The organism is Kitasatospora sp. NPDC041917 (genome assembly GCF_055589745.1).
In genome coordinates this window covers 39,322-63,974 of the sequence record NZ_JBVJBI010000017.1, presented here as the reverse complement: position 1 = coordinate 63,974, position 24,653 = coordinate 39,322, and the positions used below count along the sequence as shown (strand labels likewise).

General features: G+C 73.0%; 24 protein-coding genes. 14 read left to right on the top strand and 10 right to left on the bottom strand.

Annotated features, from left to right (window positions below):
- Positions 1–4: 4 nt before the first annotated feature.
- Together polA and ACZ6EM_RS21615 are read left to right on the top strand one after the other, a co-directional pair.
- Positions 5–2,692, top strand: coding sequence for a DNA polymerase I (gene polA / locus ACZ6EM_RS21620; protein ID WP_465773065.1), 2,688 nt, complete (start codon positions 5–7; stop codon positions 2,690–2,692).
- A gap of 84 nt (positions 2,693–2,776) precedes the next feature.
- A complete protein-coding gene (locus tag ACZ6EM_RS21615; RefSeq protein ID WP_465773028.1) occupies positions 2,777–2,962 on the top strand; it encodes a hypothetical protein in 186 nt (61 codons plus the stop codon).
- 59 nt (positions 2,963–3,021) lie between these two features.
- On the opposite strand, the gene ACZ6EM_RS21610 is transcribed toward ACZ6EM_RS21615, so the two are convergent.
- From ACZ6EM_RS21610 to ACZ6EM_RS21595, 4 genes are all read right to left on the bottom strand, one after another.
- Complete coding sequence (locus ACZ6EM_RS21610) at positions 3,022–3,630, bottom strand: signal protein (RefSeq protein ID WP_465773027.1); 609 nt, start codon at positions 3,628–3,630, stop codon at positions 3,022–3,024.
- 99 nt (positions 3,631–3,729) lie between these two features.
- Positions 3,730–4,824, bottom strand: coding sequence for a HEAT repeat domain-containing protein (locus tag ACZ6EM_RS21605; RefSeq protein WP_401051926.1), 1,095 nt, complete (start codon positions 4,822–4,824; stop codon positions 3,730–3,732).
- A gap of 437 nt (positions 4,825–5,261) precedes the next feature.
- The gene (locus tag ACZ6EM_RS21600; protein WP_465773026.1) at positions 5,262–5,813 is read right to left on the bottom strand and encodes a hypothetical protein; all 552 of its coding nucleotides are present in this window, start codon (positions 5,811–5,813) and stop codon (positions 5,262–5,264) included.
- Positions 5,814–5,828: 15 nt separating this feature from the next.
- On the bottom strand, positions 5,829–6,245 hold the full coding sequence (locus ACZ6EM_RS21595) for an ATP-binding protein (RefSeq protein ID WP_465773025.1): 417 nt from the start codon (positions 6,243–6,245) through the stop codon (positions 5,829–5,831).
- Between the two features lie 663 nt (positions 6,246–6,908).
- Between ACZ6EM_RS21595 and ACZ6EM_RS21590 the strand changes: the two genes are divergently transcribed.
- The 5 genes from ACZ6EM_RS21590 (at position 6,909) to ACZ6EM_RS21570 (ending at position 9,033) form a co-directional block, all read left to right on the top strand.
- The gene (locus tag ACZ6EM_RS21590) at positions 6,909–7,640 is read left to right on the top strand and encodes an XRE family transcriptional regulator (RefSeq protein WP_401054925.1); all 732 of its coding nucleotides are present in this window, start codon (positions 6,909–6,911) and stop codon (positions 7,638–7,640) included.
- A complete protein-coding gene (locus tag ACZ6EM_RS21585; RefSeq protein WP_401054924.1) occupies positions 7,627–8,094 on the top strand; it encodes an NUDIX domain-containing protein in 468 nt (155 codons plus the stop codon). Before ACZ6EM_RS21590 ends, ACZ6EM_RS21585 begins: the two co-directional genes overlap by 14 nt.
- A 68-nt stretch (positions 8,095–8,162) precedes the next feature.
- A complete protein-coding gene (locus ACZ6EM_RS21580) occupies positions 8,163–8,312 on the top strand; it encodes a hypothetical protein (RefSeq protein ID WP_401054923.1) in 150 nt (49 codons plus the stop codon).
- A gap of 62 nt (positions 8,313–8,374) precedes the next feature.
- Positions 8,375–8,803: a DoxX family protein gene (locus tag ACZ6EM_RS21575; RefSeq protein ID WP_465773024.1), complete on the top strand. Its 429-nt coding sequence runs from the start codon at positions 8,375–8,377 to the stop codon at positions 8,801–8,803.
- 101 nt (positions 8,804–8,904) lie between these two features.
- On the top strand, positions 8,905–9,033 hold the full coding sequence (locus tag ACZ6EM_RS21570) for a DUF397 domain-containing protein (protein ID WP_401054921.1): 129 nt from the start codon (positions 8,905–8,907) through the stop codon (positions 9,031–9,033).
- Positions 9,034–9,187: 154 nt separating this feature from the next.
- Here ACZ6EM_RS21570 and hrpB read toward each other — a convergent pair whose 3' ends face one another.
- Together hrpB and ACZ6EM_RS21560 are read right to left on the bottom strand one after the other, a co-directional pair.
- Complete coding sequence (gene hrpB, locus ACZ6EM_RS21565) at positions 9,188–11,698, bottom strand: ATP-dependent helicase HrpB (RefSeq protein ID WP_465773023.1); 2,511 nt, start codon at positions 11,696–11,698, stop codon at positions 9,188–9,190.
- Between the two features lie 8 nt (positions 11,699–11,706).
- Positions 11,707–12,585, bottom strand: coding sequence for a class I SAM-dependent methyltransferase (locus ACZ6EM_RS21560; protein ID WP_380545534.1), 879 nt, complete (start codon positions 12,583–12,585; stop codon positions 11,707–11,709).
- 413 nt (positions 12,586–12,998) lie between these two features.
- On the opposite strand from ACZ6EM_RS21560, the gene rpsA reads away from it, so the two are divergent.
- Both rpsA and ACZ6EM_RS21550 read left to right on the top strand, forming a co-directional pair.
- Positions 12,999–14,489, top strand: a complete 1,491-nt coding sequence (gene rpsA, locus ACZ6EM_RS21555) for a 30S ribosomal protein S1 (RefSeq protein ID WP_049653883.1) — start codon at positions 12,999–13,001, stop codon at positions 14,487–14,489.
- A 209-nt stretch (positions 14,490–14,698) separates the two neighbouring features.
- A complete protein-coding gene (locus ACZ6EM_RS21550; RefSeq protein ID WP_465773022.1) occupies positions 14,699–17,053 on the top strand; it encodes an MMPL family transporter in 2,355 nt (784 codons plus the stop codon).
- On the opposite strand, the gene ACZ6EM_RS21545 is transcribed toward ACZ6EM_RS21550, so the two are convergent.
- Positions 17,036–17,467 carry a MarR family winged helix-turn-helix transcriptional regulator gene (locus ACZ6EM_RS21545; RefSeq protein ID WP_401046821.1) on the bottom strand — a complete coding sequence of 144 codons (432 nt, stop codon included), beginning with the start codon at positions 17,465–17,467 and terminating at the stop codon, positions 17,036–17,038. The genes ACZ6EM_RS21550 and ACZ6EM_RS21545 overlap by 18 nt on opposite strands.
- A 62-nt stretch (positions 17,468–17,529) precedes the next feature.
- On the opposite strand from ACZ6EM_RS21545, the gene ACZ6EM_RS21540 reads away from it, so the two are divergent.
- Together ACZ6EM_RS21540 and coaE are read left to right on the top strand one after the other, a co-directional pair.
- Complete coding sequence (locus tag ACZ6EM_RS21540; RefSeq protein WP_380545528.1) at positions 17,530–18,171, top strand: MBL fold metallo-hydrolase; 642 nt, start codon at positions 17,530–17,532, stop codon at positions 18,169–18,171.
- Positions 18,172–18,290: 119 nt separating this feature from the next.
- Positions 18,291–18,890 carry a dephospho-CoA kinase gene (gene coaE / locus ACZ6EM_RS21535; protein WP_401046817.1) on the top strand — a complete coding sequence of 200 codons (600 nt, stop codon included), beginning with the start codon at positions 18,291–18,293 and terminating at the stop codon, positions 18,888–18,890.
- Positions 18,891–18,969: 79 nt separating this feature from the next.
- Here the strand turns inward: coaE and ACZ6EM_RS21530 are convergent, their stop codons facing one another.
- On the bottom strand, positions 18,970–20,187 hold the full coding sequence (locus ACZ6EM_RS21530) for a sensor histidine kinase (protein WP_465773021.1): 1,218 nt from the start codon (positions 20,185–20,187) through the stop codon (positions 18,970–18,972).
- Between the two features lie 102 nt (positions 20,188–20,289).
- Here ACZ6EM_RS21530 and ACZ6EM_RS21525 point away from each other — a divergent pair, with 102 nt between their 5' ends.
- The gene (locus ACZ6EM_RS21525; RefSeq protein WP_452178632.1) at positions 20,290–20,844 is read left to right on the top strand and encodes a GNAT family N-acetyltransferase; all 555 of its coding nucleotides are present in this window, start codon (positions 20,290–20,292) and stop codon (positions 20,842–20,844) included.
- Positions 20,845–20,955: 111 nt separating this feature from the next.
- Here the strand turns inward: ACZ6EM_RS21525 and ACZ6EM_RS21520 are convergent, their stop codons facing one another.
- Complete coding sequence (locus tag ACZ6EM_RS21520; protein WP_465773020.1) at positions 20,956–21,687, bottom strand: CTP synthase C-terminal region-related (seleno)protein; 732 nt, start codon at positions 21,685–21,687, stop codon at positions 20,956–20,958.
- A gap of 79 nt (positions 21,688–21,766) precedes the next feature.
- On the opposite strand from ACZ6EM_RS21520, the gene ACZ6EM_RS21515 reads away from it, so the two are divergent.
- Positions 21,767–22,657, top strand: a complete 891-nt coding sequence (locus ACZ6EM_RS21515) for a LysR family transcriptional regulator (RefSeq protein ID WP_401055162.1) — start codon at positions 21,767–21,769, stop codon at positions 22,655–22,657.
- Between the two features lie 64 nt (positions 22,658–22,721).
- Positions 22,722–23,285: a GNAT family N-acetyltransferase gene (locus ACZ6EM_RS21510; protein ID WP_465773019.1), complete on the top strand. Its 564-nt coding sequence runs from the start codon at positions 22,722–22,724 to the stop codon at positions 23,283–23,285.
- Between the two features lie 158 nt (positions 23,286–23,443).
- Here the strand turns inward: ACZ6EM_RS21510 and ACZ6EM_RS21505 are convergent, their stop codons facing one another.
- Positions 23,444–24,211, bottom strand: a complete 768-nt coding sequence (locus ACZ6EM_RS21505) for a hypothetical protein (protein ID WP_401054705.1) — start codon at positions 24,209–24,211, stop codon at positions 23,444–23,446.
- Positions 24,212–24,653: the final 442 nt, after the last annotated feature.

The following is a 24,653-nucleotide window of genomic DNA, read 5'->3' as shown; positions in this document are numbered from 1 at the left end:
GCTGATGCTGCTCGACGGGCACTCGATGGCCTACCGGGCCTTCTACGCCCTGCCCGTGGAGAACTTCAACACCTCCACCGGCCAGCCCACCAACGCGGTCTACGGCTTCGCCTCGATGCTCGCCAACACCGTCCGGGACGAGCAGCCCACCCACCTCGCCGTCGCCTTCGACCTCTCCCGGCAGACCTTCCGCTCCGTCGAGTTCCCCGACTACAAGGCCAACCGCGCCAAGACGCCGGACGAGTTCCGCAGCCAGGTCGGCCTGATCGGCGAACTGCTCGACGCCATGCACGTCCCCCGGCTGACGGCCGAGGGCTTCGAGGCCGACGACATCATCGCCACCCTGGCCACCGCCGCCGAGGCGGCCGGCTACGACGTCGACATCGTCACCGGCGACCGCGACTCGCTCCAGCTGGTCACCGACCACGTCACCGTGCTCTACCCGACCAAGGGCGTCTCCGAGCTCACCCGCTACACCCCGGAGAAGGTCGCCGAGAAGTACGGCGTCACCCCGCGCCAGTACCCGGACCTCGCCGCGCTGCGCGGCGACCCGTCCGACAACCTCCCCGGCATCCCCGGCGTCGGCGAGAAGACCGCCGCCAAGTGGGTCAACCAGTTCGGCTCCTTCGACGAACTCGTCGCCCGCGCCGACGAGGTCAAGGGCAAGATCGGCGAGAAGCTGCGCGACCACCTCGACTCGGTCAAGCGCAACCGGGTGCTCACCGAGCTGGTCCGCGACGTCGAACTCCCGCTCGGCGTCACCGACCTGGACCGCAAGCCCTTCGACAAGGACGCCGTCGGCACCCTGATGGAGTCGCTGGAGTTCCGCAACGCCAACTTCCGCGACCGCGTCTTCGGCATCGACCCGACCACCGGCTCGGACACCGCCGAAGCCGAGCTCGCCCCCGGCGTCGAGGTGGACGGCGAACTCCTCACCGACCCCGGCACCCTGGCCGCCTGGCTCGCCGAGCACGCCTCCGACGGCAAGACCACCGTCGCGCTCGCCGCCGTCTACCAGTGGGCGCTCGGCGCCGGCGAGGTCACCGAAGTGGCGCTCGCCGCCGGGGAGACGGCCGCCTGGTTCGACCCGGCGCTGCTCGCCGAGGAGGACGAGCGGGCCTTCGCCGCCTGGCTCGCCGACGCCGGCGCCCCCAAGGCCCTGCACATCGCCAAGCAGGTCATGCGCGCCTTCGCCGAGCGCGGCTGGACCATCGAGGGCGTCGTCGCCGACACCGCGCTCGCCGCCTACCTGGAGAAGCCCGGCCGCCGCACCTTCACCCTGGAGGTGCTCGCCGAGGAGTACCTGGCGCGCTCGCTCACCCCGGCCCCCGCCACCGAGAGCGGCCAACTCTCCTTCGATGCACCGGAGGAGGACGAGACGGCCGCCGCCCGGTCGCTGATGCTCCAGGCCCGCGCCGTACTCGACCTCGCCGCGCTCTTCGACACCCGCCTCGGCGAGGTCGGCGCCGCCGAGCTGATGCACGACATGGAACTGCCCATCGCCGCCCTGCTGGCCCGGATGGAGCGCTACGGCATCGCCGCCGACCGCGAGTGGCTCACCGGCCTGGAGGCCCAGTTCGCCGCCGAGATCCAGCGCGTGGTGGAGGAGGCGCACGCCGCCGCCGGGCACGAGTTCAACCTCGGCTCGCCCAAGCAGCTCCAGGAGATCCTCTTCGGCGAGCTCGCACTCCCCAAGACCAAGAAGATCAAGACCGGCTACACCACCGACGCCGACGCGCTCACCTGGCTGGCCACCCAGACCGACAACGAACTGCCGGTCGTCCTGCTGCGCCACCGCGACCAGGCCAAGCTGCGCACCACCGTCGAGGGCCTGCTCAAGACCGTCTCGCCCAAGGGCCGGATCCACACCACCTTCAACCAGATGGTCGCCGCCACCGGCCGACTCTCCTCGCAGGACCCGAACCTGCAGAACATCCCGGTCCGCACCGAGGAGGGCCGGGCGATCCGCCGCGCCTTCGTCGTCGGCGAGGGCTACGAGTCGCTGCTCACCGCCGACTACTCCCAGATCGAACTGCGGATCATGGCCCACCTGTCCGAGGACGAGGCGCTGCTGGAGGCCTTCGCCTCCGGCGAGGACCTCCACACCACCGTCGCCTCCCAGGTCTTCGAGGTGCCGCGCGCCGCGGTGGACGCCGAGATGCGCCGCAAGATCAAGGCCATGTCCTACGGCCTGGCGTACGGACTCTCCGCGTACGGGCTCTCGCAGCAGCTCGGCATCAAGCCCGCCGAGGCCCAGGGCCTGATGGACACCTACTTCGAGCGCTTCGGCGGCGTGCGGGACTACCTGCGCCGGGTCGTCGACGAGGCCCGGGCGACGGGCTACACCGAGACCCTGCTCGGCCGCCGCCGCTACCTGCCGGACCTCAACAGCGACAACCGCCAGCGCCGCGAGATGGCCGAGCGGATGGCCCTCAACGCCCCGATCCAGGGCTCGGCCGCCGACATCGTCAAGATCGCCATGCTCCGGGTGGACGAAGCGCTGCGTACGGCCGGCCTCACCTCCCGGATGCTGCTCCAGGTGCACGACGAAATCGTGCTGGAGCTGGCCCCGGGCGAGCGCGAGCAGGTCGAGGCCGTCGTCCGCGAGCAGATGGCGGGCGCCTACCCGCTGCGTGCCCCGCTGGACGTCTCGGTCGGCGTCGGCCCCAACTGGGAGGCCGCCGCGCACTGACGGCACCGCTGCCGCACGGGCCCGGGCACGCGAGTGTCCGGGCCCGCCGCTACGATCCTGCCGGTCCGGCGCGCAGTGGGCGCAGTGGGCGCAGTGGGCGCGGTGGGCGCGACGGCGACCGCCGAGGAATCGGACCCGCAGGGCAAGTGCTTCCACGACTCGGCCGGCCGGATCATCACCTGCGGGCCCGTCCAGACCGGTATCCCGATCCTGCGCCCGGGGCAGACGATGGACACCCCCACCCCGGGCCGGCCGAACCACACCCACTGACGCGAAGCAGCCGACCGCTCGGCTGTTCCGACACGTCACTGATCGAACCGGGCCGTTCTTCAGCCCGCCGAGACCTGGAGCTTGTAGTCCACGGAGACGGCAAAGGATCCCGACGAGCCTCTGATGCTCAGTGTGTGGTTGCCCAGGGCCAGCGGTTCCACTTGCACCCAGAGTCCGCAGGCCTGGGTACGGAACCGCCCCCCGTCCCGGGTGAGCGGATTGCCGGCCACCGCACTGATCTGCACGGCTGTGGCCTCGTACCGATCGGGTTCCAGCGCTTGGCCGTCGAGGACGGCGCTCCCCTGTGCCGTGGCCATGAAGGCGTTGCAGTCGTCCGTTTCGCCGAAGAGGTTCACCAGGGGGAAAGCCACCGGCCGTGCCGCGGGCACTGTGCACGAACGCGTCACGGCCCCGCCGAAGGTGCCGGCCAGGAACCAGACGCCGCCCTTCTGTCCCCGGGCGCACAGGTGGCCGTCCGGATCCGAGACCGGGTTCGAGTCGCTGCTGCTCGAAGCCGCCCAGCTCCACCAGCGACCTTGGAGCTCGGCGGCGTTCAGCTTGGCCCGCGCGCCACTCCCGTGCGCCGCGAGCGGGACAGGCGTGCTGGAGCACGCGCTGACCAGAGCCAGTGCTCCGATCAGCAAGGTTGTGGATCTTCTGAGATGCATGGGCGAAGAGTAGGGGGCCGTGACTCCTCCTGGCGCCGGGCAGGCACTCGGCGCTTCCGGTACCACCGCACTGCGTACGGGGCAGAGGCGTGGCAGCCGTCATCGACAAAGTGGCCTGGATCCACACCGAGGGCCGGGAGGGGAACCGGGCAGGGTGCTCGGCAGGTCGGCCGTGACCAGCTCGGCAGCGCGCGCGGGGTCGCCGTCCGCGCGGGCGAGCAGCGCCTCGATGTCGTAGCTCGACGACCCGAAGGCGGCGTCGAGGCCGAGGGAGCGGCCCCAGCCGAAGCGTTCCATGGAGACGGCGGCGCCCAGGTCGGGGCGGAGCCGGTCGAGCGTGCAGACCAGCTCCCAGGCGAAGGCGTCCAGGCGGGCCCGCCGAGCCGGGTTGCAGGCGTTCACGGCATCGGTGACCCAGTCCTCGCCGGGCTCGTACTCCGGGAGGGCCGGCAGCGGTTCGAGGACGTCCGCGATCGGCGCCGCGCTGAACGTGAGGAGGTGCGCGTCCTCGGGGTTGCCGAGCAGTTCGGCCAGGAGCGGGACGGCGCGGGGGTCGTGCCGACTGGCCAGTCCGCGGATCGCCTCCGTACGGGCGTCGGCGTGCTCGTCGGCCGTCCGCTCCCAGAGCGCGGCCCGGATCGCGGGGCTGTCCACCTCGGACTGGACGCCGAGGGTGAACGTCGCCCAGTTGCGGACCTCCGGGTCCGGGTCCTGGCTCAGCCCGATGAGGGTGCGGATGTCCGGCCCGTCCGGTAGGCCGGTGAGGACCTCCGCGAACGAGCGGGCCACCCCCTCGCGGACCTCGGCGTCGGGATGCCCGGCGAGGGTGACGAGGACGGGGACGGCGCGCGGGTCGTGCGTCTGCTCGATCGCGCGCGCCAGGGACCGCAGTACGTCGGCCTCGGTCTCCCGCTGCGCGAGGGCGACCAGCGCGGTGGCCGTCCCGACGCGGACCGCCTCGTGGTGATAGCAGGCGTCGCGCAGCAGGTCGCAGCCCGCCCCGCGCTCGATCGGATCGGCCGAACCGATCAGCTCCAGGCCGAGCGGCAGCGCCGCCCTGTCGGCGGCCGCCTGCCACAGCAGCGATACGTACTCGGCCCAGCCGTCATGGTCGTCCGGGTCGTCCGAAGCGGCGATGGCGCGCGCCGCCACCAGTGCCCGCGTGACCAACTCCGCCACGGTGTCCGTTTCCATGCGGGCATTCTGGTGCACCCACCGCGAGTGCGCGCGGGAATTGTCGGCCCGACCGCGCCCCCGGTCCACGCGCGCGTCGACAACCCCGGACGAGATCGGACCCGACCGAGAGCCCGACTTGCCCACAGGTCAAGGGGATCGAGCGCAACTTCTTCGCTGCGCCCGGCGCGGTGGCAGCCAGGATCCGGTGCCGGCGCTCGCCCGAGGGCTGGTTCACGAGCCCGTCGACGATCGGGGTGGAACCGGCCGAGGCGAGGTACGCCGAGTTGGCGTCCATGGTGCAGCCGGCGAAGAACATCGGCAGGTCGAGCCACTCGTCCAGGGGCGCATGGTTGAAGCGGCAGGACGTCGAAGCTCGCCGGTCTTCCGCGCGGCGGGGCGGTGGGGGTGCGCAGGAAGTCGGTGGGGCCGACTTCCTGCGCAGCAAGGGGTGTTGGTCAGGTGCGGGTGGCTTGGGTGCGGCAGTGGGTGAGGGCGTAGGTGAGGCGGGTGTCGGGGTTGGGGGTGGTGGTGAGGAGTTCGCCGGCGGTGACGAGGGTGGTCCAGTAGCGGGTGGGGTTGCCGGTGCGGGGGAGGGGTCGGGCGGCGGTGAGGGAGAGGTAGGCGGCGGTGAGGTTGCCGGTGGTGAACCAGCGGGTGAGTCCGTGGTGGTGGCCGGGGCGGATGCCGCCCATGGCGTCGATGGCGGTGAGGAAGTGGTCGACGACGGTGAGTTCGGTGTCGGTGAGGGAGGCGGGGACGTCGAAGACGCCGAGGGCTTCGAGGAGTTCGCCGGTGTCGGTCTCGGTGCCGGGGCGGGGGTTGGCGAGGAGGGCGTCGTGGCAGTCGGCCAGGCGGCGGGTGGTTTCGGCGAGGGGGATGGTGAGGGCGAGGCAGACGGCGCGGGCGGAGGGGAGGGGCTTGTGGGTGCGGCGGGCGAGGAGGGCGTAGGTGTCGGCGGGGGTGCGGCCGCGGGAGAGGGCGTGGCCGGCGAGGGTGGTGAGGTGCATGGGGGGGTCGGTCTTTCAGGCGGTGACGAGCGAGATGGTGGGGCCGGGGGCGGGCGCGACGAGGGCCCAGGCGTACTTGCCGATGCCGCCGGGGCGGTTGGCGCTGCCCCAGCGTTCGGCGAGTTCGTTGACGAGGAGCAGGCCACGCCCGTGTTCGTCGTTGGGGGTCGGGGTTCGGGGGGTGGGGTGGTCGGTGCCGGCGTCGTGGACTTCCAGGCGCAGGCGGGAGCCGGTGACGGTGAAGCGGACCTCGATGTGGCAGTCGTCGGGGGCGTCGGAGTGCTGGACGGCGTTGGCGAACAGTTCGCCGAGCAACAGTTCGGCGGTATCGGCGTAGCGGTCGCCGGCGGGGAGGGCGGAGAGGTACGCGCGGAGGAGGTAGCGGGCCAGGGGCGTGGACTCGGTACGGGAGTCGAGGCGCGCGACGAACATGCGGGGGCGACGGTGGGTTTTGAGCATGGGGGAGTACCTCGAAGGGACGGAGAGGGGGCATGCGAATGGAGTGCGGATCTGCCTCTGGCCGGGGCCTTGATCAGCCTCCCGGGACCGGGACGCCCTGGAAGGGGAGAGGGCGGCCGTCATGTCGGCGTCGGCAGTCGTGGCGGGCCACCGCAGTGGTGAGGGACTGGGCGCGGTCAGGGCCGATGCCGCGGATGCGGACGGGGCGCTGTATCAGGAGTGAGGCCCCGGCGACGTGCAGGTCCGCCGTGAATGGAGCCGACAGCCTCCCTATGGGCGAAGCCAGGAGCCTTTGGGTACCAGCAGGAGCGGACGGTGTGGGATGGTGGCGAAGCTGGGCCCGACCGCCCGTGTTCTGACAGACGACCCAGCCCGGTCAAGTCCATGTGGAGGAGGCTGTCAATGACGCCCTGCACACGGCCGTACTGGTCATGGTCGGGTAGCGCGGAAGGGACACGCTGGGTGCGGGTGGGCGGCGCGGCATCTGTCACGCTCGAATCGTCGGGCAGCCTGACGGGACGTCATACCGCGTTTGCGGGACATTTGGGATGTCTGACTGATAGACCTTGAAACGTCCCTAATGTGGAAGGCCAGTCGGTGAACAGCCCACTCCGTGACGCAATGGCCCGTGCCAACATGACCTCGTCCAAGCTCGCGCGTGTGTGCGGTGTCGACCCCAAGACCGTCGACCGGTGGCTCGCGAACCCCTCGCGCGAGCCGCATGCCCGACACCGCTCAGCGGCCAGCCGGGCCCTCGGTGAGGAGGAAACCGTGCTCTGGCCGTCCGTACAGCAGCTGGTGAAGTCGGGGCCGGATCGGGAGCTGGTGCAGATGTATCCGTACCGGTCGGCGGCGCCGGCCATGCTGTGGCGTCAGCTGATGAAGGGGGCAACCCGGGAACTGACGTTCGCTGGGTACACCAACTACTTCCTGTGGCTTGAGCACGCGAACTTCGGCAGTTTGCTTCGGCAGAAGGCGGCGGCTGGAGTTCGCATCCGCTTCATCCTTGGCGAGCCCGGACACCCGGTCACCTGTCGGCGTGAGCTGGAGGAGGACGTCCCACTGAGTCTGTCGACCCGGATTGAGGTCACCCTGTCTGAACTGGCAAAGCTGCGGGACACGTCGATTGACGCGCGATATGAGACCGCACACGTCTCACTCAGCGTCTTCCGCTTCGACGACGACATGATCGTCACACCACTGCTGCCCGGTAGGATCGGCCACGACGCTCCGATGATGCATTTCAGGCGAGCCCAGGACGATGGTGTGTTCGATCGCTTCGCTGGTCACGTCGAAGACTTGTGGGCGAACGGGCGTGATGTATGGGCGATCCCGGCAACGGAGGTGGCGGATCATGTCCAGGCGTGACTACCAGGACGACCCGAACGCCCCCGAGGCGAACTCGTTGGTCCCGGCCGCGTCCGTGGTCGTGGTCGACGATACGGGCCGCGTTCTGCTCCAGCGACGTACCGACAACGGGATGTGGGCCCTGCCCGGCGGCAGGATGGACATCGGGGAGTCGCTCGCCGGGTGCGGTGTCCGCGAGACCCGCGAGGAGACCGGCATCGAGGTCGAGATCACCGGGATCGTCGGCACCTACACCGACCCCGGCCACGTCTTCGCCTACGACGACGGCGAGGTCCGCCAGGAGTTCTCCATCTGCCTCCTCGGACGCCCGCTCGGCGGGGAGCTGCGGGTGTCCGACGAGTCCCACGAGGTGGCGTGGTTCACCCCGGCCGAAACGGACGGGCTGCCGATGCTGCCGAGCATCCGCAAGCGGCTGGCCGACTGGCGCTCCGGGATGATCCCCGTGGTGCGCTAGCCACCGCTCGCTGTTCGGCTACGCAAACCCTGGTGGTCTTCCACGACACCGGCGCATGTGGGGCGAGCATGTCGTCGAACTGCAACTCCAGACCGCTGATCCCGGAGGTCACGGTCGAGGGCGATCGGGCCGGGCTGATCCGTGGGCGGCAGACCGTCGGCGAGCTGCTGGCGCTGGGAGTGGGGCTGCCGGAAGACTTCTTCTCCCGGGACCGATGAGTTCAGGCGGTGGCGGCGGTCAAACCTGGGAAAGCAACGACAGCCGACCAGGGAGACCTGAAATGTCCAGCACCGCCACCGCCGCCACCACGACCACCGCCACCGCCGCGAGGTCCAGCAAGGCCGTGGTCCGGGTGGTCTGGACGCTGCGGATCCTGCTCGCGCTCTTCTTCGCCCTGGCCAGCGCGCTGCCCAAGCTGCTCGCGCTCCCCGCCGCCACGACCATTTTCGACGCCATCGGTGCAGGCCACTGGTTCATGTACCTGACCGGACTGGTGGAGCTGGCCGGAGCGGTCGGCCTGCTGGTCCGCCGGCTGGCCGGGCCGGCCGCGACGGCGCTGATCGTCTTCCTGTCGTTCGCGTTCGTTACCCAGCTCACCGCGATGCACGGCGAGAACGCCGGGACCCCGTTCCTCTTCATGGTGCCGCTGGCCGTCATCGCCTGGAACCGGCGCGCGGAGACGGGCGCGCTGCTCGGCCGCTCGCGCTGACCTGGTGCTTGGAGGGGTCCGTCAGCAGAGGGCCGGCGTCGCGGCGCCCTGGGCTTGAGCCGGGTCATACGGGAGACGGAGGGGCCGTGTCCTCGATTGGTATGGCTGCCTACGAAGGAGGCGACGGCGGCCTGGAGGTCGCCCTGCACTTCAAGTCCAGCTACAGCAGCAACGGCGGACAGTGCATCGAGGCATCCGACAGGATGGCCCGGCATCGTCCCCGTCTGTGACTCCAAGGCCCCGAGGTCCTGCCCTGGCCTTCCGCGCCGATGTATGGCGGTCGTTCGTTGCAGCCGTTCGAGACGGCGAGTTCGGCGACGTCTGGCGCACCGTGCGAGCTGCCCGAGACCCCACTACCCAGATGGGTAGTGGGGTCTTCCGTCGCTATTTCCGGGTGTTGGTGCGGCGGGTGGGTTCGGCTGTGGTCGGGTCTTCGGGCCAGGGGTGGCGGGGGTAACGACCCCTGAGATCAGCGCGGACGGCGCGGTAGCCCTCGCGCCAGAAGCTCTCCAAATCACCGGTGACGGCGGCGGGGCGGCCGGCGGGGGAGAGCAGGTGGATGGTCAGCGGAACGCGTCCTCCGGCCAGGATGGGAGTCTTGGTCCAGCCGAAGAGTTCTTGCAACTTGACCGCTAGCACCGGGCGTTCGGTGGTGTAGTCGACTCGTATCTTCGATCCTGACGGCACGGTGATGCGTTCGGGGGCGAGGTCGTCCAGTCGGCCTGCCTCGCCGGTGGCCCAGGGGAGGAGCCTCTGGAGGGCGGCCGTCGTATCAATCCGGGCGAGGTCGGAGCGGCGGCGGGCGCGGGAGAGTTCGGGCTCCAGCCACTCGTCGGCGCGCTCAAGCAGAGCCTCGTCGCTGACGTCGGGCCAGGGGGTGCCGAGGGCGGTGTGGAGGAAGGCGAGGCGTTCGCGAAGGCCAGAGGGGAACGTCAGCAGGGTGCTGATGCCCTCGCGGGTGAGGCCTTCGAGGAGGGCTGACCGGACGAGCGCCCGGTCGGGGCGGTCGAGGGGCTTCTCGGCGAGCTCGATCGCGCCCAGGGACTCCACCCGGCGGGAGACGACCTCGCCGCGCCGGGTGTCCCAGTGGACTTCGGCCCGGTTGGTGAGCAGCGCCGCACCCGCGACCAGAGCAGTGTCCTCGTCCAGCGCCGCGGCGTGCAGTACCCGGGCCGAGTGCGACCCCGCCGGGCGGTCGGCGACCGCGACGGCGAGCCAGGGCACGGCGCCGAGCGTGGTGCCGGGGGCGAGTTCGGCGGCCGTCCCGGAGGCCATCAGGTACGGGCTGCGCTCGCCGGGGGCGGGCTTGTCGACCCGGGCGCGGGCGATGCGTTCGGGGAAGGCGAGGGCGACGACGAGGCCGGCGGCGGCGCCGTCGGAGAGCTGGGTGGCGGGTTCGGAGCCGGCGCCGCGCAGGAGGCGGCGGACCTCGTCGCGCCAGCGGCCCGCGTAGGGGTCCCGGGAGGAGCGGACAGTCCGCCAGACCGCGCCGAGGTCGTCGCCGAGCGCGCGCGGCGGTTCCTCGGAGAGCAGCGCGACCACCTCGGCGGCCCGCCGCGCACCGACTGCCGCCGCGCCGTCGACCAGGGCGCGGCCGAGCCGGGGGTGCAGCCCGGTGCGGGCGAGCCGGACGCCGCGGGCCGTGGCCCGCCCGTCCGCGTCCACGGCGCCGAGGGCTTGGAGGGTCTGTCGGGCGGCGGCCATCGCCCCGGCGGGCGGGGCGTCGGGCAGGGCGAGGCCGGTGGCGTCCGGGTCGCCCCAGCAGGCGGCCTGGAGAGCGAAGGGGGTGAGGTCGGCGAGCGCGATCTCGGGGGTGGGGAAGCGGGCGGCGAGGGCGTCCTCGGCCTCGTTCCAGCAGCGGTAGACGGTGCCGGGGGCTTCGCGTCCGGCGCGGCCGGCGCGTTGGCGGGCGGCGGCGAGGGAGGCCCGGACGGTGACCAGCCCGGCCAGTCCGCGGGCGTGGTCGGTGCGGGGTTCGCGGGCCAGTCCGGCGTCGACCACGACCCGTACGCCCGGCACGGTGAGGCTGGACTCGGCGACGGCGGTGGTGAGGACGACCCGCCGTGAAGGGGACGGGGTGAGGGCGGCGTCCTGGACGGCCTGCGGGGCGCGGCCGTGCAGTTGCAGCACCTCGGCCGTGACGCCGCCCAGTTGCCCGGCGACCCGGGCGATCTCGCCGACGCCGGGCAGGAAGCAGAGCACGTCGCCGTCGCGCTCGTTCAGGGCCCGCCGGACGGTCGAGGCGACGTGGTCGAGCAGGGCCTGGTCCACCCGGGTGCCGTGGGCGGGCCGGACGGCGCGGGGCGGCGGCGCCCAGACCGCCTCGACCGGGTGGGACGTCCCGTGCGCCTCCACCACGGGCGCGCCGCCGAGCAGTTCGGCCCAGGCCTCGGTGTCGGAGGTGGCCGAGGCGCAGACCAGCCGCAGTTCGGGCCGCAGTGCCGCCCGGACGTCGAGCAGGAAGGCGAGCGCGGTGTCGGCGTCCAGGTGCCGTTCGTGGCATTCGTCGAGCACCACCACGTCCACGCCGGGCAGTTCCTGGTCGCGCTGGAGCCGTTGCAGCAGCACGCCGGTGGTGACCACCTCGACCACGGTGTCCGGGCCCGCCGTGCGCTCGCCGCGCACGGTGTGGCCGATCCGGCCGCCGACCGGTTCGCCGAGCAGCCAGGCCATCCGCCGGGCGGCCGCCCGTACCGCGAGCCGGCGGGGCTCGGCGACCAGCACCCGGCGCACCGGACCGCCCGGATCGAGCAGTCCGGCCAGGGCGAGCGGCACCAGGGTGGTCTTGCCGGTGCCGGGCGGTGCGGCGAGGACGGCGGTGCCGTGTTCGTCCAACGCGCGGTGCAGGGCGGGCAGGGCGGTGCGGACGGGCAGTTCGCGCCAGGCCGGGTTCATGGAGGGGCTCAGCCCCGCTCGGTGACGAAGATCGCCGTGCCGGGGATCAGCCGCCCGCGCAGCGGGGACCAGCCGCCCCACTCCTGTTCCAGTCCGGCCGGCCACTCGGGCTCGACCAGGTCCACCAGCCGGAAGCCGGCGGTGACGAGTTCGCGGACCCGGTCGCCGAGGGTGCGGTGGTGTTCGACGTAGGTGGCGCGGCCCTGTTCGTCCTGCTCGACGTAGGGGGTGCGGTCGAAGTAGGAGGACACCGCGGTGAGGCCCTCGACGCCGGGCTCGTCCGGGAAGGCCCAGCGGATCGGGTGGGTCACCGAGAACACCCAGCGCCCGCCGGGCCGCAGCACCCGGTGGACCTCGCGCATCAGCGCGGTGGTGTCGGCGCTGAACGGGACGGCGCCGTAGGCGGAGCAGGCGAGGTCGAAGGAGGCGTCGGCGAAGGGCAGGACGGCGGCGTCGGCCTGGACGACGGCGACGGGGTCGGTGCCGCGGCCGAGGTCGATCCGGCGGGAGTGCTGGAGCTGGCGGTAGGAGATGTCCAGGGCGACCGGCCGGGCGCCCCGGGCGGCGAGCCAGCGGGAGCACTGGGCGGCGCCGGCGCCGATCTCCAGGACGTCCCGGCCGGCCACCTCGCCGAGCAGGCGGGCGTCGGCCTCGTCCAGGCCTTCGGGGCACCAGGTGAAGCGGTCGTCGCCGAGGAACTCGCCGTGTTCGTCCTGGTACTCGTCGGCGTTGCGGTCCCACCAGTGCCGGCTGGCGCGGCTGCTCTCCCCGGTGCCGGCCTCGCGGCGGATCGCGTCGTCGCCGTCCTCCTCCTCGGCCCGCGCGGGGGAGGTGTCAAGATCGTGCAGGTCCGACTGGGGGGTGGTGGCCACGGTGACAATGCCCATCGCGTAGGGTATGGAATGCGGAAGCGCCGCTGCCGCGAACCGGCCCGTCAGGGTCCGGATCCTGGCGGTGGCATCCGGGGACGTGGCCCCTTCGGGTGTCGCCGCAAGGCGCGCATTCGGAGGATATGGCCTGATCCGTACCGGGCTCCACCGTCTTGCCGTCCTTCGGCATTGACCGTGCCTGGCCGTCCCCGTATGCTACAAGTTGCGCTGCGGGCCTGCGCGCCTCGGACGGAGCAGGTCGCGCTCGCATCTGTCGAAGACCCCACGGTCGCAAGACGGACGCCGGTTCTCGTTGTACGGGAATCCCGGTGTGCCGTGTTCTTGGCTGTCCGGCTTTCGGTGGGAGCGATACGGGCCCTCCGCGTGGCATTACCTACGACTTTCATGTCCGTACCGGAGCCCTTTTCCTAATGACGAGCCCCACCGACTCCTCCCTCAGCACCACCCCGCAGGTCGCGGTCAACGACATCGGCGACGCGGAGGCCTTCCTCGCCGCCATCGACGAGACCATCAAGTACTTCAACGATGGCGACATCGTCGAGGGCGTCATCGTGAAGGTCGACCGTGACGAGGTTCTCCTCGACATCGGTTACAAGACCGAGGGCGTCATCCCGTCCCGCGAGCTCTCGATCAAGCACGACGTTGACCCGCACGAGGTCGTCGCCGTCGGTGACAACATCGAGGCCCTGGTTCTCCAGAAGGAGGACAAGGAGGGTCGTCTCATCCTGTCCAAGAAGCGCGCTCAGTACGAGCGTGCCTGGGGCACGATCGAGAAGATCAAGGAAGAGGACGGCATCGTCACCGGTACCGTCATCGAGGTCGTCAAGGGTGGTCTCATCCTCGACATCGGCCTCCGGGGCTTCCTCCCCGCCTCGCTGGTCGAGATGCGTCGCGTCCGCGACCTCCAGCCCTACGTGGGCAAGGAGCTCGAGGCCAAGATCATCGAGCTGGACAAGAACCGCAACAACGTGGTCCTGTCCCGCCGTGCCTGGCTGGAGCAGACCCAGAGCGAGGTCCGCCAGACCTTCCTCACCACCCTGCAGAAGGGCCAGGTGCGCTCCGGCGTCGTCTCCTCGATCGTCAACTTCGGTGCCTTCGTGGACCTGGGTGGCGTCGACGGCCTCGTGCACGTCTCCGAGCTGTCCTGGAAGCACATCGACCACCCGTCCGAGGTTGTCGAGGTCGGCCAGGAGGTCACCGTCGAGGTTCTCGACGTCGACATGGACCGCGAGCGCGTCTCCCTGTCGCTGAAGGCGACCCAGGAGGACCCGTGGCAGCAGTTCGCCCGGACCCACCAGATCGGTCAGGTCGTCCCGGGTAAGGTCACCAAGCTGGTTCCGTTCGGTGCGTTCGTCCGCGTGGACGAGGGCATCGAGGGTCTGGTCCACATCTCCGAGCTGGCCGAGCGCCACGTCGAGATCCCGGAGCAGGTCGTCCAGGTCGGCGACGAGATCTTCGTCAAGGTCATCGACATCGACCTCGAGCGTCGTCGCATCAGCCTGTCGCTGAAGCAGGCCAACGAGGCCCTGGGTGCCAACCCGGCCGAGGTCGAGTTCGACCCGACCCTGTACGGCATGGCCGCCTCGTACGACGACCAGGGCAACTACATCTACCCGGAGGGCTTCGACCCCGAGGCGAACGACTGGCTGCCCGGCTTCGAGAAGCAGCGCGAGGAGTGGGAGCGCCAGTACGCCGAGGCGCAGTCCCGCTTCGAGCAGCACCAGGCCCAGGTCATCAAGAGCCGCGAGGCCGACGCCCAGGCCGCGGAGGAGGGTGGCGACGCCGTCGCCGCTGCCGCCGGTGGTTCCTACTCGTCCAGCAGCGACGAGGGCTCGGGCGCCCTGGCCTCCGACGAGGCCCTGGCCGCTCTGCGCGAGAAGCTGGCCGGTGGCCAGAGCTGAGGCTCTCGCTTCCCGCTAGCCGATAGCTAGACGGTGGGCCCCACCCGGATTTCCGGGTGGGGCCCATTTCGTTTTTCGCCATGACTTATCACGCTTTGACTTATGTGTGGTTTATGTGAAGGAAAGTGTGAGATGAGGCTCATTGCCCATCTATAGGCCGGAGTTCGGGTTGCACCTAGATTGAGGGGAGCTGCCCGAAAGGCTCCTTCATGCGAAACCCCTTTTTCGCCACCCCCGCCCCCACCTCCGCCTCTGCCTCCGCCCCCACCGCCGTGGTCGGCGGCCGGCTCGCGGCCCTCGGCCGGTTCTGCTTCCGCCACCGTCGCTGGGTGCTCGGCCTGTGGGCCGTCGTCCTGGTGGTCGGGGTCCTGATCGGGGGACGCGTCTTCGAGGGCTCGGTGGCCGGGGCCTCCTCCGCCAGCGCCGAGGCCGACCGGGGCAGTGCGGTGGTCGCCGCGGCCGACCCGGCCAAGGGCACCGTGACCGCCGTGGTGGACGGCAGGCCGGTGGACGATCCGGCGGTGAAGGCCGCCGTCGAGAAGGCCACCGCCGAGATCGCCGCCCTGCCGGGGGTCTCCTCCGCGCTCGACGCGTACGGCTCCGGCCCGGCGCCGGCCGCGCTGCGCTCCGCCGACGGGACGGCGAGCCTGGTCACCGTGCGGATGGCCGACACCGCGAGCACCGCCCAGACCGACGCCGTCACCGAGCGGCTCGGCGCGCTGAACGGGGCGGGCGGCGCCCATGTCACGGTCGGCGGGGACCTGGTGCTCCAGCAGGAGGTCAAGCAGCAGACCGAGAAGGACACCCGGTTCGGCGAGATCGTGACGCTGCCGCTCACGCTGATCGTCATGGTGCTGGTCTTCGGCGGGCTGGCGGCGGCCTCGCTGCCGGTGATCGGGGCGGTCGCCTCGGTGGGCGGCGCGCTGCTGGCCATGTTCGGTTTCAGCCGGATCATGGACATCGACACCAGCGTGCTGCCGATCGCCACGGTGCTGGGGCTCGGGCTCTCGATCGACTACGCGCTGCTCATGGTGAATCGTTTCCGCGAGGAACGCGGCCACGGCGCGGACATCGCCGCCGCCGTCGAACGGACCGCGGCGACCGCCGGACGCACCGTGGCCTTCTCCGGGCTGACCGTCGCCGTCGCGCTCTCCGGACTGTTCGTCTTCACCAGCCCGGTGCTCGGCGCGGTGGCGGCCGCCGGGGTGAGCGTGGTGGTGATCGCCGTCGCCGCCGCGCTGACCCTGATCCCCGCACTGCTCGGCTTCGCCGGCGCGCGGATCAGGACACCCGCCGCGCCCGTGGCGGACGAGGGGTTCTTCAGCCGGACCGTGCGCCGGGTGCGCAAGCGGGCGGTGGCGGTCACCCTCGCCTCGGTGGCGCTGCTGATGGCGGCCGGCGCGCCGTTCCTCCACGCCGACATGCGCAACTCCGGCGCCGCGGTGCTGCCCGCCTCCTCGGCCGGGCGGCAGGTCGCCGAGACGATCGACCAGCGCTTCCCGCAGGCCTCGGCCGCACCGATCACCGTGGTGGTCGAGGGCGGGGCGTCGGTGGCGCAGGCGTACGCGGACGACGTGGTCGCCAAGCTGCCCGGGGTGAGCGGGGTGCGGGCGGTGTCGCCGGTGGGCGACGCGGTCTCCACGATCGACGTGCTGGTGCACGGGGACCCGCAGGGCGGGCAGGCCAAGCAGGTGGTGGAGGAGCTGCGGGCCGACCGCGGCGGGCTGACCACCTACGTCACCGGCGGCGCGGCCTCGGTGGTGGACTTCCAGGACGAGCTGCTCTCGCGCGGACCGTGGGCGCTCGGGCTGGTCGCGGTCGGCACCCTGGTGCTGCTCTTCCTGATGACCGGCTCGGTGGTGATGCCGGTTAAGGCGCTGCTGATGAACCTGCTCTCGCTGGGCGCCTCGCTCGGCGCGCTCACCCTGGTGTTCCAGGACGGCTGGTTCAGCGGGCTGCTCGGGTTCAGCCCGACCGGCGGGCTGGAGACCTTCATCCCGGTGCTGGTCTTCGCCTTCGCCTTCGGGCTGTCGATGGACTACGAGGTGTTCCTGCTCTCCCGGATCAGGGAGCTGACCCTGCGCGGGCACGACTGCGTCCGGGCGGTGGAGCTGGGCGTGCAGCGCAGCGGTCGGATCATCACCTCGGCGGCGCTGCTGATGGTGATCGTCTTCGCCGGGTTCGCGCTCGGGGACATGCTGATGGTCAAGCAGATGGGCATCGCGCTGGCCGTCGCCGTCGCGGTGGACGCCACCCTGGTGCGCTGCCTGCTGGTGCCCGCCGCGATGAGCCTGTTCGGCGAGTTCAACTGGTGGGCGCCCGGCCCGCTGCGGCGACTGCACCGGCGGTTCGGGCTGAGCGAGCACGTCGACCTGCCGGAGATCGAGCCGGCGGTGCTCCCGGTGCCGCGCGCCGGGACCGGGTCGGAGAGTGCCGGGTCGGACGGCGTCGGGGTCGAGGCCGTCGGGTCGGACGGCGTCGGGTCCGAGAGTGCCGGATCCGAGGTTGTCGGGTCCGGGGGCGGTGTGCCCAAGGGCCTGGTGGGTTCAGCCCAGCCGGCGTAGCAGGTCGACCGCCGAGCGGAGCCGGTCCTGTTCGGCGGGGTCGAGGCGGGACTCGATCGCGGTGGCGATCAGGTGTTCGCGGCGCGCGCGCTGGTCGAGCAGCGCGTCGCGGCCGGCCTCGGTGGCGGCGACCAGCAGTTTGCGGCCGTCGGTGGGGTGGGGCTGCTGGGTGACCAGCCCGGCCTCGGTCATCAGTGCGACGGTGCGGGCCATCGACTGGTGGCGGACCCGCTGGAGCGCGGCGAGTTCGGCGACGGTGCAGGAGAGCTCGTCGCGGACCAGCAGGCCGAGGACGGCGGCCTGGTTCTGCGGCAGTTCGTCGTCGGTGCGCAGGGAGCGGACCAGGGTGCCGAGGGCGGCGCGCAGGTCGGCGGCGAGTTCCAGGGTGTCCGGGTGCGGGGCTTCGCTGGGCATGGGAGAAGTCTATCGGCAATTCATGCAGCAAGGCTGTACAGCATTGCTGTATGGTTTTTGCCATGCGAATCACCAAGTTCGGACACGCCTGCGTACGCGTCGAGCACGGCGGCACCACCGTCGTCGTCGATCCGGGATCGTTCACCGACCCCGCCGCACTGGCCGGGGCGGACGCCGTCCTGATCACCCACGAGCACATGGACCACTTCGAGGAGTCCCGGCTGCGCGCCGCGCTGGAGGCCGACCCGGCCCTGCGGGTGTGGACCAACCGGGCCGTCGCCGCCCAGCTGGACGGCGTGGCGCAGCGGATCGAGGCGGTCGGCGAGGGCGACGCCTTCGAGATCGGCGGGCTGGGCGTCTCGGTGCACGGCGAGTGGCACGCGGAGATCCACCCGGACATCCCGCGGGTGCAGAACATCGGCTTCCTCTTCGACGGTCGGCTGTTCCACCCCGGTGACGCGTTCACCGTGCCGCCGCACGCCGTGGACACCCTGCTGCTGCCGCTCGCGGCGCCCTGGAGCAAGGCCTCCGAGGTGATCGACTACGTCCGGGAGGCCGGGCCGCGCCAGGCGGTGCCGGTGCACGAGGCGGTGCTCAGCCCGATCGGGTTCGCGGTACAGACCCGGCTGGTCGGGCCGCAGGGGCCGGGCACGGGCGCGGAGCTGACGGTGCTGGGGGAGGGCGAGAGCCTGGAGCTGGGCTGACGGCCTTGCCCGCCGGTGGCCCGCGTCGACGGTGTTCCTCGTCGGTGGCCCGTGCCGACGGTGCTCCTCGTCCGTGGCCCGTACTGACGGGCCCGGTGCCGCGCCGGTAGCCTGACGCCATGCTGAAGATCGGACTGACGGGTGGCATCGGCGCGGGCAAGAGCGAGGTGTCCCGGCTGTTCGCCGCGCGCGACGCGGTGATCGTGGACTCGGACGTGATCGCCCGCGAGGTGGTCGCCCCCGGAACGGACGGTCTGGCGGCCGTGGTCGCCGAGTTCGGACCGCAGGTGCTGCGGGAGGACGGCGCGCTGGACCGTCCGGCGCTCGGGGCGGTCGTGTTCGCCGACCCGGAGCGGCTGAAGGCGCTGAACGCGATCGTCCACCCGCTGGTGCGGGCCCGCTCCGCCGAGCTGGAGGCGGCGGCCGCGCCGGACGCGGTCGTGGTGCACGACGTGCCGCTGCTGGCCGAGAACGGCCTGGCGCCGCTGTACGACCTGGTCGTGGTGGTGGACGCGGCCGACGAGGTGCGGCTGGACCGGCTGGTGCGGTTGCGCGGGATGGCCGAGGAGGAGGCCCGGGCCCGGATGGCCGCGCAGGCCTCGCGGGAGGACCGGCTGGCGATCGCGGACCTGGTGATCGACAACAGCGGCGGCCTGGCGGAGCTGGAGGCGCGGGTGGACGAGGTCTGGGCGGAGCTGGCGCGGCGCGCGACGGTCTGACGCCGGACCGGGCAGGCCCGGCCCGGGCGGCACCTCTCCGATCGGGCGGCACTTCTCCGTTCGGGCAGGGCCTCTCCGTTCAGGCGGCGCCGAGCGGCAGCCGGGCCCGGACGGCGAAGCCGCCCTCGGGCGTCGGCCCGGCGTGCAGGGTGCCGCCGAGGTCGCCGGCCCGGGTGTGCATGCCGTGCAGGCCGTGGCCGCCGGAGGGCAGTTCCGGGTGATCGGCCCGCCCGCCGGCGGCTTCGGCGTCCCCGTCGGCGGCGGGGGAGTTGACCACCGTCAGGCGCAGCCCGTCCGGTGCGACCTCGACGGTGACGGCCACCTCGGCGGCCGGGGCGTGCTTGTGCGCGTTGGTCAGCGCCTCCTGGACGATCCGGTAGGCCGCGTACTGCACGGCGGGCACCGGGTCGGGCAGCCCCTCGTCCGGTCCGCTGACGGTCAGCCCGACCGCCAGTCCGGCCAGCCGGGACTCCTCGACCAGGGCGGGCAGCCCGCGCAGCGAGGGCGCCTGTTCGGCGGAGGTGGTCAGCACGCCCAGCAGGTCACGCAGTTCGGTGAGCGCCTGGAGGCCGAGGGCGCGGATCAGGCCGAGGGTCTCCCGGACGGCGGCCGGGTCCTCGGCCCGGGCGACCTGCCCGGCGCCCGCGTGCAGGGTGATCAGCGAGACCCGGTTGGACACCACGTCGTGCATCTCCCGGGCGAGCCGGGCGCGTTCGGCGGCCACCGCGCGCTCCTCGGCGTGCCGGCGGGCCTCCTCCAGCAGCCGGTTGCGCTCGCCGAGCAGCCGGTTGCGTTCGGCCAGCACGGCGACGGTGCGGGCGCGCTGGTGGGAGGTCAGCCCGAGGGCGAGCGGCACGGCGCCGAAGACCAGCGGGTCCTCGATCAGGTTGGCGAGCTCGGACGGGGCGTCGACGTCCCCGAGGTCGAACGGGACGAGCAGCCGCAGTCCGGCCAGCGCCGCCAGGACGTACACCGGCGCGGTCCGGCCGCGCCGCGCGGCCAGCCCGTAGAGGGCGACGGCCAGCGGGAGTTGGCCGCTCAGCAGGGTGACCGCGGCGACCGCGGCCGGGTGCCGGCGCCGCAGGGCCAGGGCGAGCGCGCCGAGCGCCATCAGGCCCGCGTTGGTCCCCGGCGAGGCGGTCGGGCCGACGTCCGGGTCGTTGGCGGCGAGCGGGACGAGGACCAGCAGCACCAGGGCGGTCGGCGCGAGGGCGCGGACCGGGCGGGGCAGGTGCAGCGGCGGGCCGGGCAGCGGTGCGGCGAGGTCGGCGGCCGCCTGGTCGGTGGGCTGCTGCATGAGGGGCATGCTGCCACAGCGGCGCGGCACCGGGACGGCCGTCGGACCGAGTGGCTGGGAAGGGACTGGTTAAAGGCCCTGGCAGGAGGAGAGCATGGCGGGATGGATGATCGTTTCTCGCCCGGGCCGCACCCCGCCGGGCCGCCGGTGGTCGAACGGCTCGCGCAGTACGGCCGCGCCGAGCAGGAGGAGATCCTCGGCCCCGGGGAGGACCCGTACGGCGTCGCCCACACCGGGCTGACCTTCCTGCCCAAGGAGATCCACTTCGGTGTCCGGGCCGCCGACGGCCGACTGGTCGCCCACACCGGGCTGTTGCCGCTGCCGCTCACCGTGGGCGGCACCGACCTGACCGCCATGGGCGTCGGCGGGGTCTGCGTCGCGCCCGACCGGCGCCACAGCGGCCTCGCGCGGGCCGTGGTCGGGGCCGCCCTCGACCACGCGCGCACGTTCGGCCACCGGTACGCGCTGCTGTTCTGCCGACCGCCGCTGGCCGCGTTCTACCGGGGGCTCGGGTTCCGGGAGGTGGCGGAGGGGGTGACGGTGGAGCAGCCGGAGGGACGGCTGGCGGAGATGCCGCTGCGCACCATGTGGGCGCCGCTGGCGCCGGGGGCCGGGTGGCCGGAGGGGCCGGTGCGGCTGCGGTCGCTGCCGATGTGAGGCGGGCTCGGGGCGCCCCGGCCGGTGCGCCGCCGGTGCGCCGCCGGGCCGGGCGCTCGTCGCCGCCCCCGTGGGGTCCGGCCGGGTGGTCGACACCGCCGCGGCGTCGGGTCAGGCGCTCGTCACCGCCGCCGTGGAGTCCGCGTGCGCCACGGCGGCGCGGGCCAGGGCGCGGACCATGGGGTGTGCCCGGGTGCCGTCGCCGGACAGCTCGGGCTGGAACAGCGAGGCCAGGAAGAACGGGTGTCCGGGCAGCTCCAGGACCCGCACCTCGCCCGAGGCGTCCGCGCCGCTGAACCGCAGGCCGTGCGCGGTCAGCCGGTCCAGGTAGGCGGAGTTGAGGCCGTACGCGCAGTGGTAGCGCTCCTGGGTGCGGGTGGCGCCGAGGACCTGCTCGGCGAGGCTCCCGGGGGTGATCGCGACGGCCCCCTCGTGGCCGACCAGTGAGCAGGCCAGCGGGGCGATCACCTGCTGCTCCGCCTCCGGGTGCTCCTCGCCGTGGACGGCCCCGGCCAGGCCGCAGACGTTCCGGGCGTACTCCAGCACCGCGTGCTGGAACCCGGCGCAGGTGCCCAGGAAGGGGATGCCGCGTTCGCGGGCGGCCCGGACGGCGGCCAGCGCGCCGGCCTCGCTGCGGTAGGGGCTGCCGGGCAGCAGCCAGACCGCGTCGAAGCCGTCCAGGGCGCCGGGTGCGGCGGCGTCCCCGGTCGGGATCCAGTAGGCGTCCAGGACGAGGTGGTCGTGCTCGGCGAGGGCGGCCAGCAGGCCCGGGATCCGGGCGTGCGAGCGGACGGCGGGGGAGCGGTCGCCGACCAGGGCGATCCGCGGGGTCAGGTAGGTCATGCGGCTATCCTGACCCCGCACCCGAGATCAGCGCCAACGATGATTCCTTAAGTATCGATCAGATCGGTTGATGACCGCCGTGGACCCGCAGCAGCTGCGCACCTTCGTCACCGTCGCCCGCCTCGCCTCCTTCTCGGAGGCGGCGCGGGAGCTCGGCTACACCCAGTCCGCGGTCTCCCAGCAGATCGCCGCGCTGGAGGCGGACCTCGGCACGACACTGCTGTCCCGTCGGCCGGTCGGCCCGACCGCGGCCGGGCGGCGGCTGCTGGAGCACGCCGCACCGCTGCTGGTCCGGCTGGAGGCGGCGCGCGCCGACGTCGCGCGCCTGGCCGGCGCCCCGAGCGCCCGGCTGGTGCTCGGGGCCACCCCGCTGGCGGTCGGGGCGACCCTGGGGCGTGCGCTCGGCGAGGTGCGCCGGGCCCATCCGCTGACGGAGCCGGTGGTCCGGGTCCTCGCCCAGGACGTGCTGCCCGCCCAGGTCGCCACCGGCGAGGTCGACCTCGCCCTGATCGACGGGCTGGCCGCGCCCAGCGACCCGCTGCCGCTGCCCGACGTCGGCCCGCTGCGCACCGTCGCGGTGGCCGAGCGGCCGGTCGCCGTCGCGCTGCCCCTCGGCCACCCGCTGGCCGGCCGCGGCGGCCTCGCGCTCGCCGACCTCTCCGCCGCCCGCTGGCTGGACGCCCCCGACCTCACCCCGACGGCGGCCCGGCTGCGCGCGGCCACGGGCGTCGACGGCTTCCGGCCCGCCACCCGCTACCAGGGCACCGACCTGCACGGACTGCTCGCGCTGGTCGCGGCCGGGCACGGGCTCACCCTGCTGCCCGAACCGGTGCTCGCGGCGGCACCCGGGGTCGGGTACGCGCCGATCGCCGCGCCCCGGCTGGTGCACCGCACCGAACTCGTCCACGGCAGCCTGCCGGAGGGGCCGGCGGCCCTGCTGGCGCGGCTGCTGGCGCGGTCCCGGGCCTGAGCGGCCCGTCGGAGGCGCCGAATTCGGTTGCGCGGGCCGCCGGTGCCGATGACATCATCACGCGATGAATACCAGTACGACGATCATCAGACGAGTGCGGGCCGACGAGTGGCAGCAGCTCAGGGACACCCGCCTGGACGCGCTGCTGGACCCGGTCGCGGCCGTGGCCTTCCTGGAGACCCACGAGCAGGCCGTCGCCAAGCCGGACGAGTTCTGGCAGGACCGCACGACCCGGGCGGCGACGGACCCGCACGTGGCGCAGTTCGTCGCGCAGGCCGAGGACGGGACCTGGCTCGGCTCCATGACCGGAGTGGTCGAGCGGTCCGGCGGGGACGGGGCCCTGGAGGGCGACGTCGTCGAGGTCGACCAGGTGCACGTGGTCGGCGTCTACGTCCGGCCGCGGGCGCGCGGCACCGGGCTGGCGCTCGACCTGATCCGGACCGTCCAGGAGTGGGCGTGGTCGCTCACCGAGCCCCGGGTGGAGCGGGTGCGGCTGTTCGTCCACGAGGACAACCCCCGGGCCGAGGCGATGTACCGCAAGGCCGGCTTCGAGCCGTCCGGGGTGGCGCTGCCGGTGCCCGGCGGCGGGACCGGCCGGGAGGTCGAACTGGCGGTCCTGCGGGGCTGACCGGCCGCCCGGCCCGCGGGCCGGGCCCCGGGAGCGGACCCGAAGGAGCCGCCCGGTCCGTCCGGTCCCCTGTTCCGGACGGGCCGGGCGGCCGTCTGCGGGGCGCCGCGGGCGCCGCCGGCGCCGGCCGTCCGCGGCCTGTCAGGGCCCGTCGGGCGTCAGTGCCCGTCGCAGCCCGGGAGGGCCTCGCACATCGGCGCGGTCATGCCGGTGCCGACGTACTTGTCCTCGGGGGCCTTCCAGGCGTCCTTGGGCTGGGCGCCGGCCTTGGTGGTGGCCCAGACCGCCAGTTCGCTGACCGCACCGCCGTCGCTGACCACGTACTCGTGCAGGGTGACGGTGCTGCCGTCGGCCTGCGGGACGGTCAGGACGGCGGCGAAGTAGGGCGCGTCCGGGGCGCTGTCGACCTTCACGGTGGCGCCGGGCGCGGTCTTGGCGCAGGACTTGAGCGCCTCCGTCAGACGCCCCTCGGCCAGGTTGGTGCTCTGCTTGGCGCCGCTGCTGCGGGTCGGGTCGCCGTGGAACAGCAGGGTCTGCTCGGCCGTCCAGCGGTCCCCGCCGAAGCCGACCGAGGCCCGGGCGGAGGCGGTGCCGGTGAACAGCGGCTCGTCGTCCTTCGCGACCGCGGCGCGGCACAGCTCCATGCCCTTGAACTGGACCTGGCCGGAGAGCTGCTTGGCGTTGGCCGCCAGCGGCGTGTAGTGGTAACTCTCGTCCATCGGGATGCTCTTGGTGTCCATCCAGGCCTTGTCCGGGATGCCCTTGTCGGACCCGCTGGGCTTGTTGGGGTTGACGCTGGGCCCGGTGGTGGCGGCGGGGAGGGCGGGGTTGGCGTCCTGGCTGCCGTTGTCCGGCCCGCAGGCGCTGAGGGCGCCCAGGCAGACGAGGGCTGCGGCGGTGGCGGTGACGACTCTGGTGGTGCGCAACTGACGGTTCCTCGGATGTCCGGTGGCGTGGGCGGGGGTCGGGCGCGCACCGGCCGTGGGCCGCTGGTGCGCGGCGCCGTCCGTCCGTCCCCGCCGCCCGGTCGACCCGTGGTCGCGGGCTTGCGGCATGGCAGCTCCTCCCCTGTGCATGCGGCCGCCTGGCCCCTCGCCCCGCTGTCCGTCCCGTGACTGATGGCCGGTCAGGGTCGATGGTGTGTCGACGGCGGTCGAAACCTATGCCACCGGACCGCCGGTCGCAAAGCCGGGTTCCGGCCGGAGGCCCGGATTCCCTTTGGGACTGGTGGGGCTCATGGGGTGAATGTGACCGGGCTCGAAGGGGTGCGGTGGGCGGGGCGAGGAGGGTTCCAGGGGCGCGCGACCGCCTCCGTGCGCGGGCCGGGGCGGCGCATCCGGGCTGGTGGGGGCGGGTGCGCGGTGCCGT

Coding starts and splice junctions, on each gene's coding strand:
- polA (WP_465773065.1), top strand. CDS start 5: ATGCTGCTCGACGGGCACTCGATGGCCTACCGGGCCTTCTACGCCCTG.
- ACZ6EM_RS21610 (WP_465773027.1), bottom strand. CDS start 3,630: ATGCATCTCAGAAGATCCACAACCTTGCTGATCGGAGCACTGGCTCTG.
- ACZ6EM_RS21605 (WP_401051926.1), bottom strand. CDS start 4,824: ATGGAAACGGACACCGTGGCGGAGTTGGTCACGCGGGCACTGGTGGCG.
- ACZ6EM_RS21600 (WP_465773026.1), bottom strand. CDS start 5,813: ATGCACCTCACCACCCTCGCCGGCCACGCCCTCTCCCGCGGCCGCACC.
- ACZ6EM_RS21595 (WP_465773025.1), bottom strand. CDS start 6,245: ATGTTCGTCGCGCGCCTCGACTCCCGTACCGAGTCCACGCCCCTGGCC.
- ACZ6EM_RS21590 (WP_401054925.1), top strand. CDS start 6,909: ATGACCTCGTCCAAGCTCGCGCGTGTGTGCGGTGTCGACCCCAAGACC.
- ACZ6EM_RS21585 (WP_401054924.1), top strand. CDS start 7,627: ATGTCCAGGCGTGACTACCAGGACGACCCGAACGCCCCCGAGGCGAAC.
- ACZ6EM_RS21580 (WP_401054923.1), top strand. CDS start 8,163: ATGTCGTCGAACTGCAACTCCAGACCGCTGATCCCGGAGGTCACGGTC.
- ACZ6EM_RS21575 (WP_465773024.1), top strand. CDS start 8,375: ATGTCCAGCACCGCCACCGCCGCCACCACGACCACCGCCACCGCCGCG.
- ACZ6EM_RS21570 (WP_401054921.1), top strand. CDS start 8,905: ATGGCTGCCTACGAAGGAGGCGACGGCGGCCTGGAGGTCGCCCTGCAC.
- hrpB (WP_465773023.1), bottom strand. CDS start 11,698: ATGAACCCGGCCTGGCGCGAACTGCCCGTCCGCACCGCCCTGCCCGCC.
- ACZ6EM_RS21560 (WP_380545534.1), bottom strand. CDS start 12,585: ATGGGCATTGTCACCGTGGCCACCACCCCCCAGTCGGACCTGCACGAT.
- rpsA (WP_049653883.1), top strand. CDS start 12,999: ATGACGAGCCCCACCGACTCCTCCCTCAGCACCACCCCGCAGGTCGCG.
- ACZ6EM_RS21550 (WP_465773022.1), top strand. CDS start 14,699: ATGCGAAACCCCTTTTTCGCCACCCCCGCCCCCACCTCCGCCTCTGCC.
- ACZ6EM_RS21545 (WP_401046821.1), bottom strand. CDS start 17,467: ATGCCCAGCGAAGCCCCGCACCCGGACACCCTGGAACTCGCCGCCGAC.
- ACZ6EM_RS21540 (WP_380545528.1), top strand. CDS start 17,530: ATGCGAATCACCAAGTTCGGACACGCCTGCGTACGCGTCGAGCACGGC.
- coaE (WP_401046817.1), top strand. CDS start 18,291: ATGCTGAAGATCGGACTGACGGGTGGCATCGGCGCGGGCAAGAGCGAG.
- ACZ6EM_RS21530 (WP_465773021.1), bottom strand. CDS start 20,187: ATGCAGCAGCCCACCGACCAGGCGGCCGCCGACCTCGCCGCACCGCTG.
- ACZ6EM_RS21525 (WP_452178632.1), top strand. CDS start 20,290: ATGGATGATCGTTTCTCGCCCGGGCCGCACCCCGCCGGGCCGCCGGTG.
- ACZ6EM_RS21520 (WP_465773020.1), bottom strand. CDS start 21,687: ATGACCTACCTGACCCCGCGGATCGCCCTGGTCGGCGACCGCTCCCCC.
- ACZ6EM_RS21510 (WP_465773019.1), top strand. CDS start 22,722: ATGAATACCAGTACGACGATCATCAGACGAGTGCGGGCCGACGAGTGG.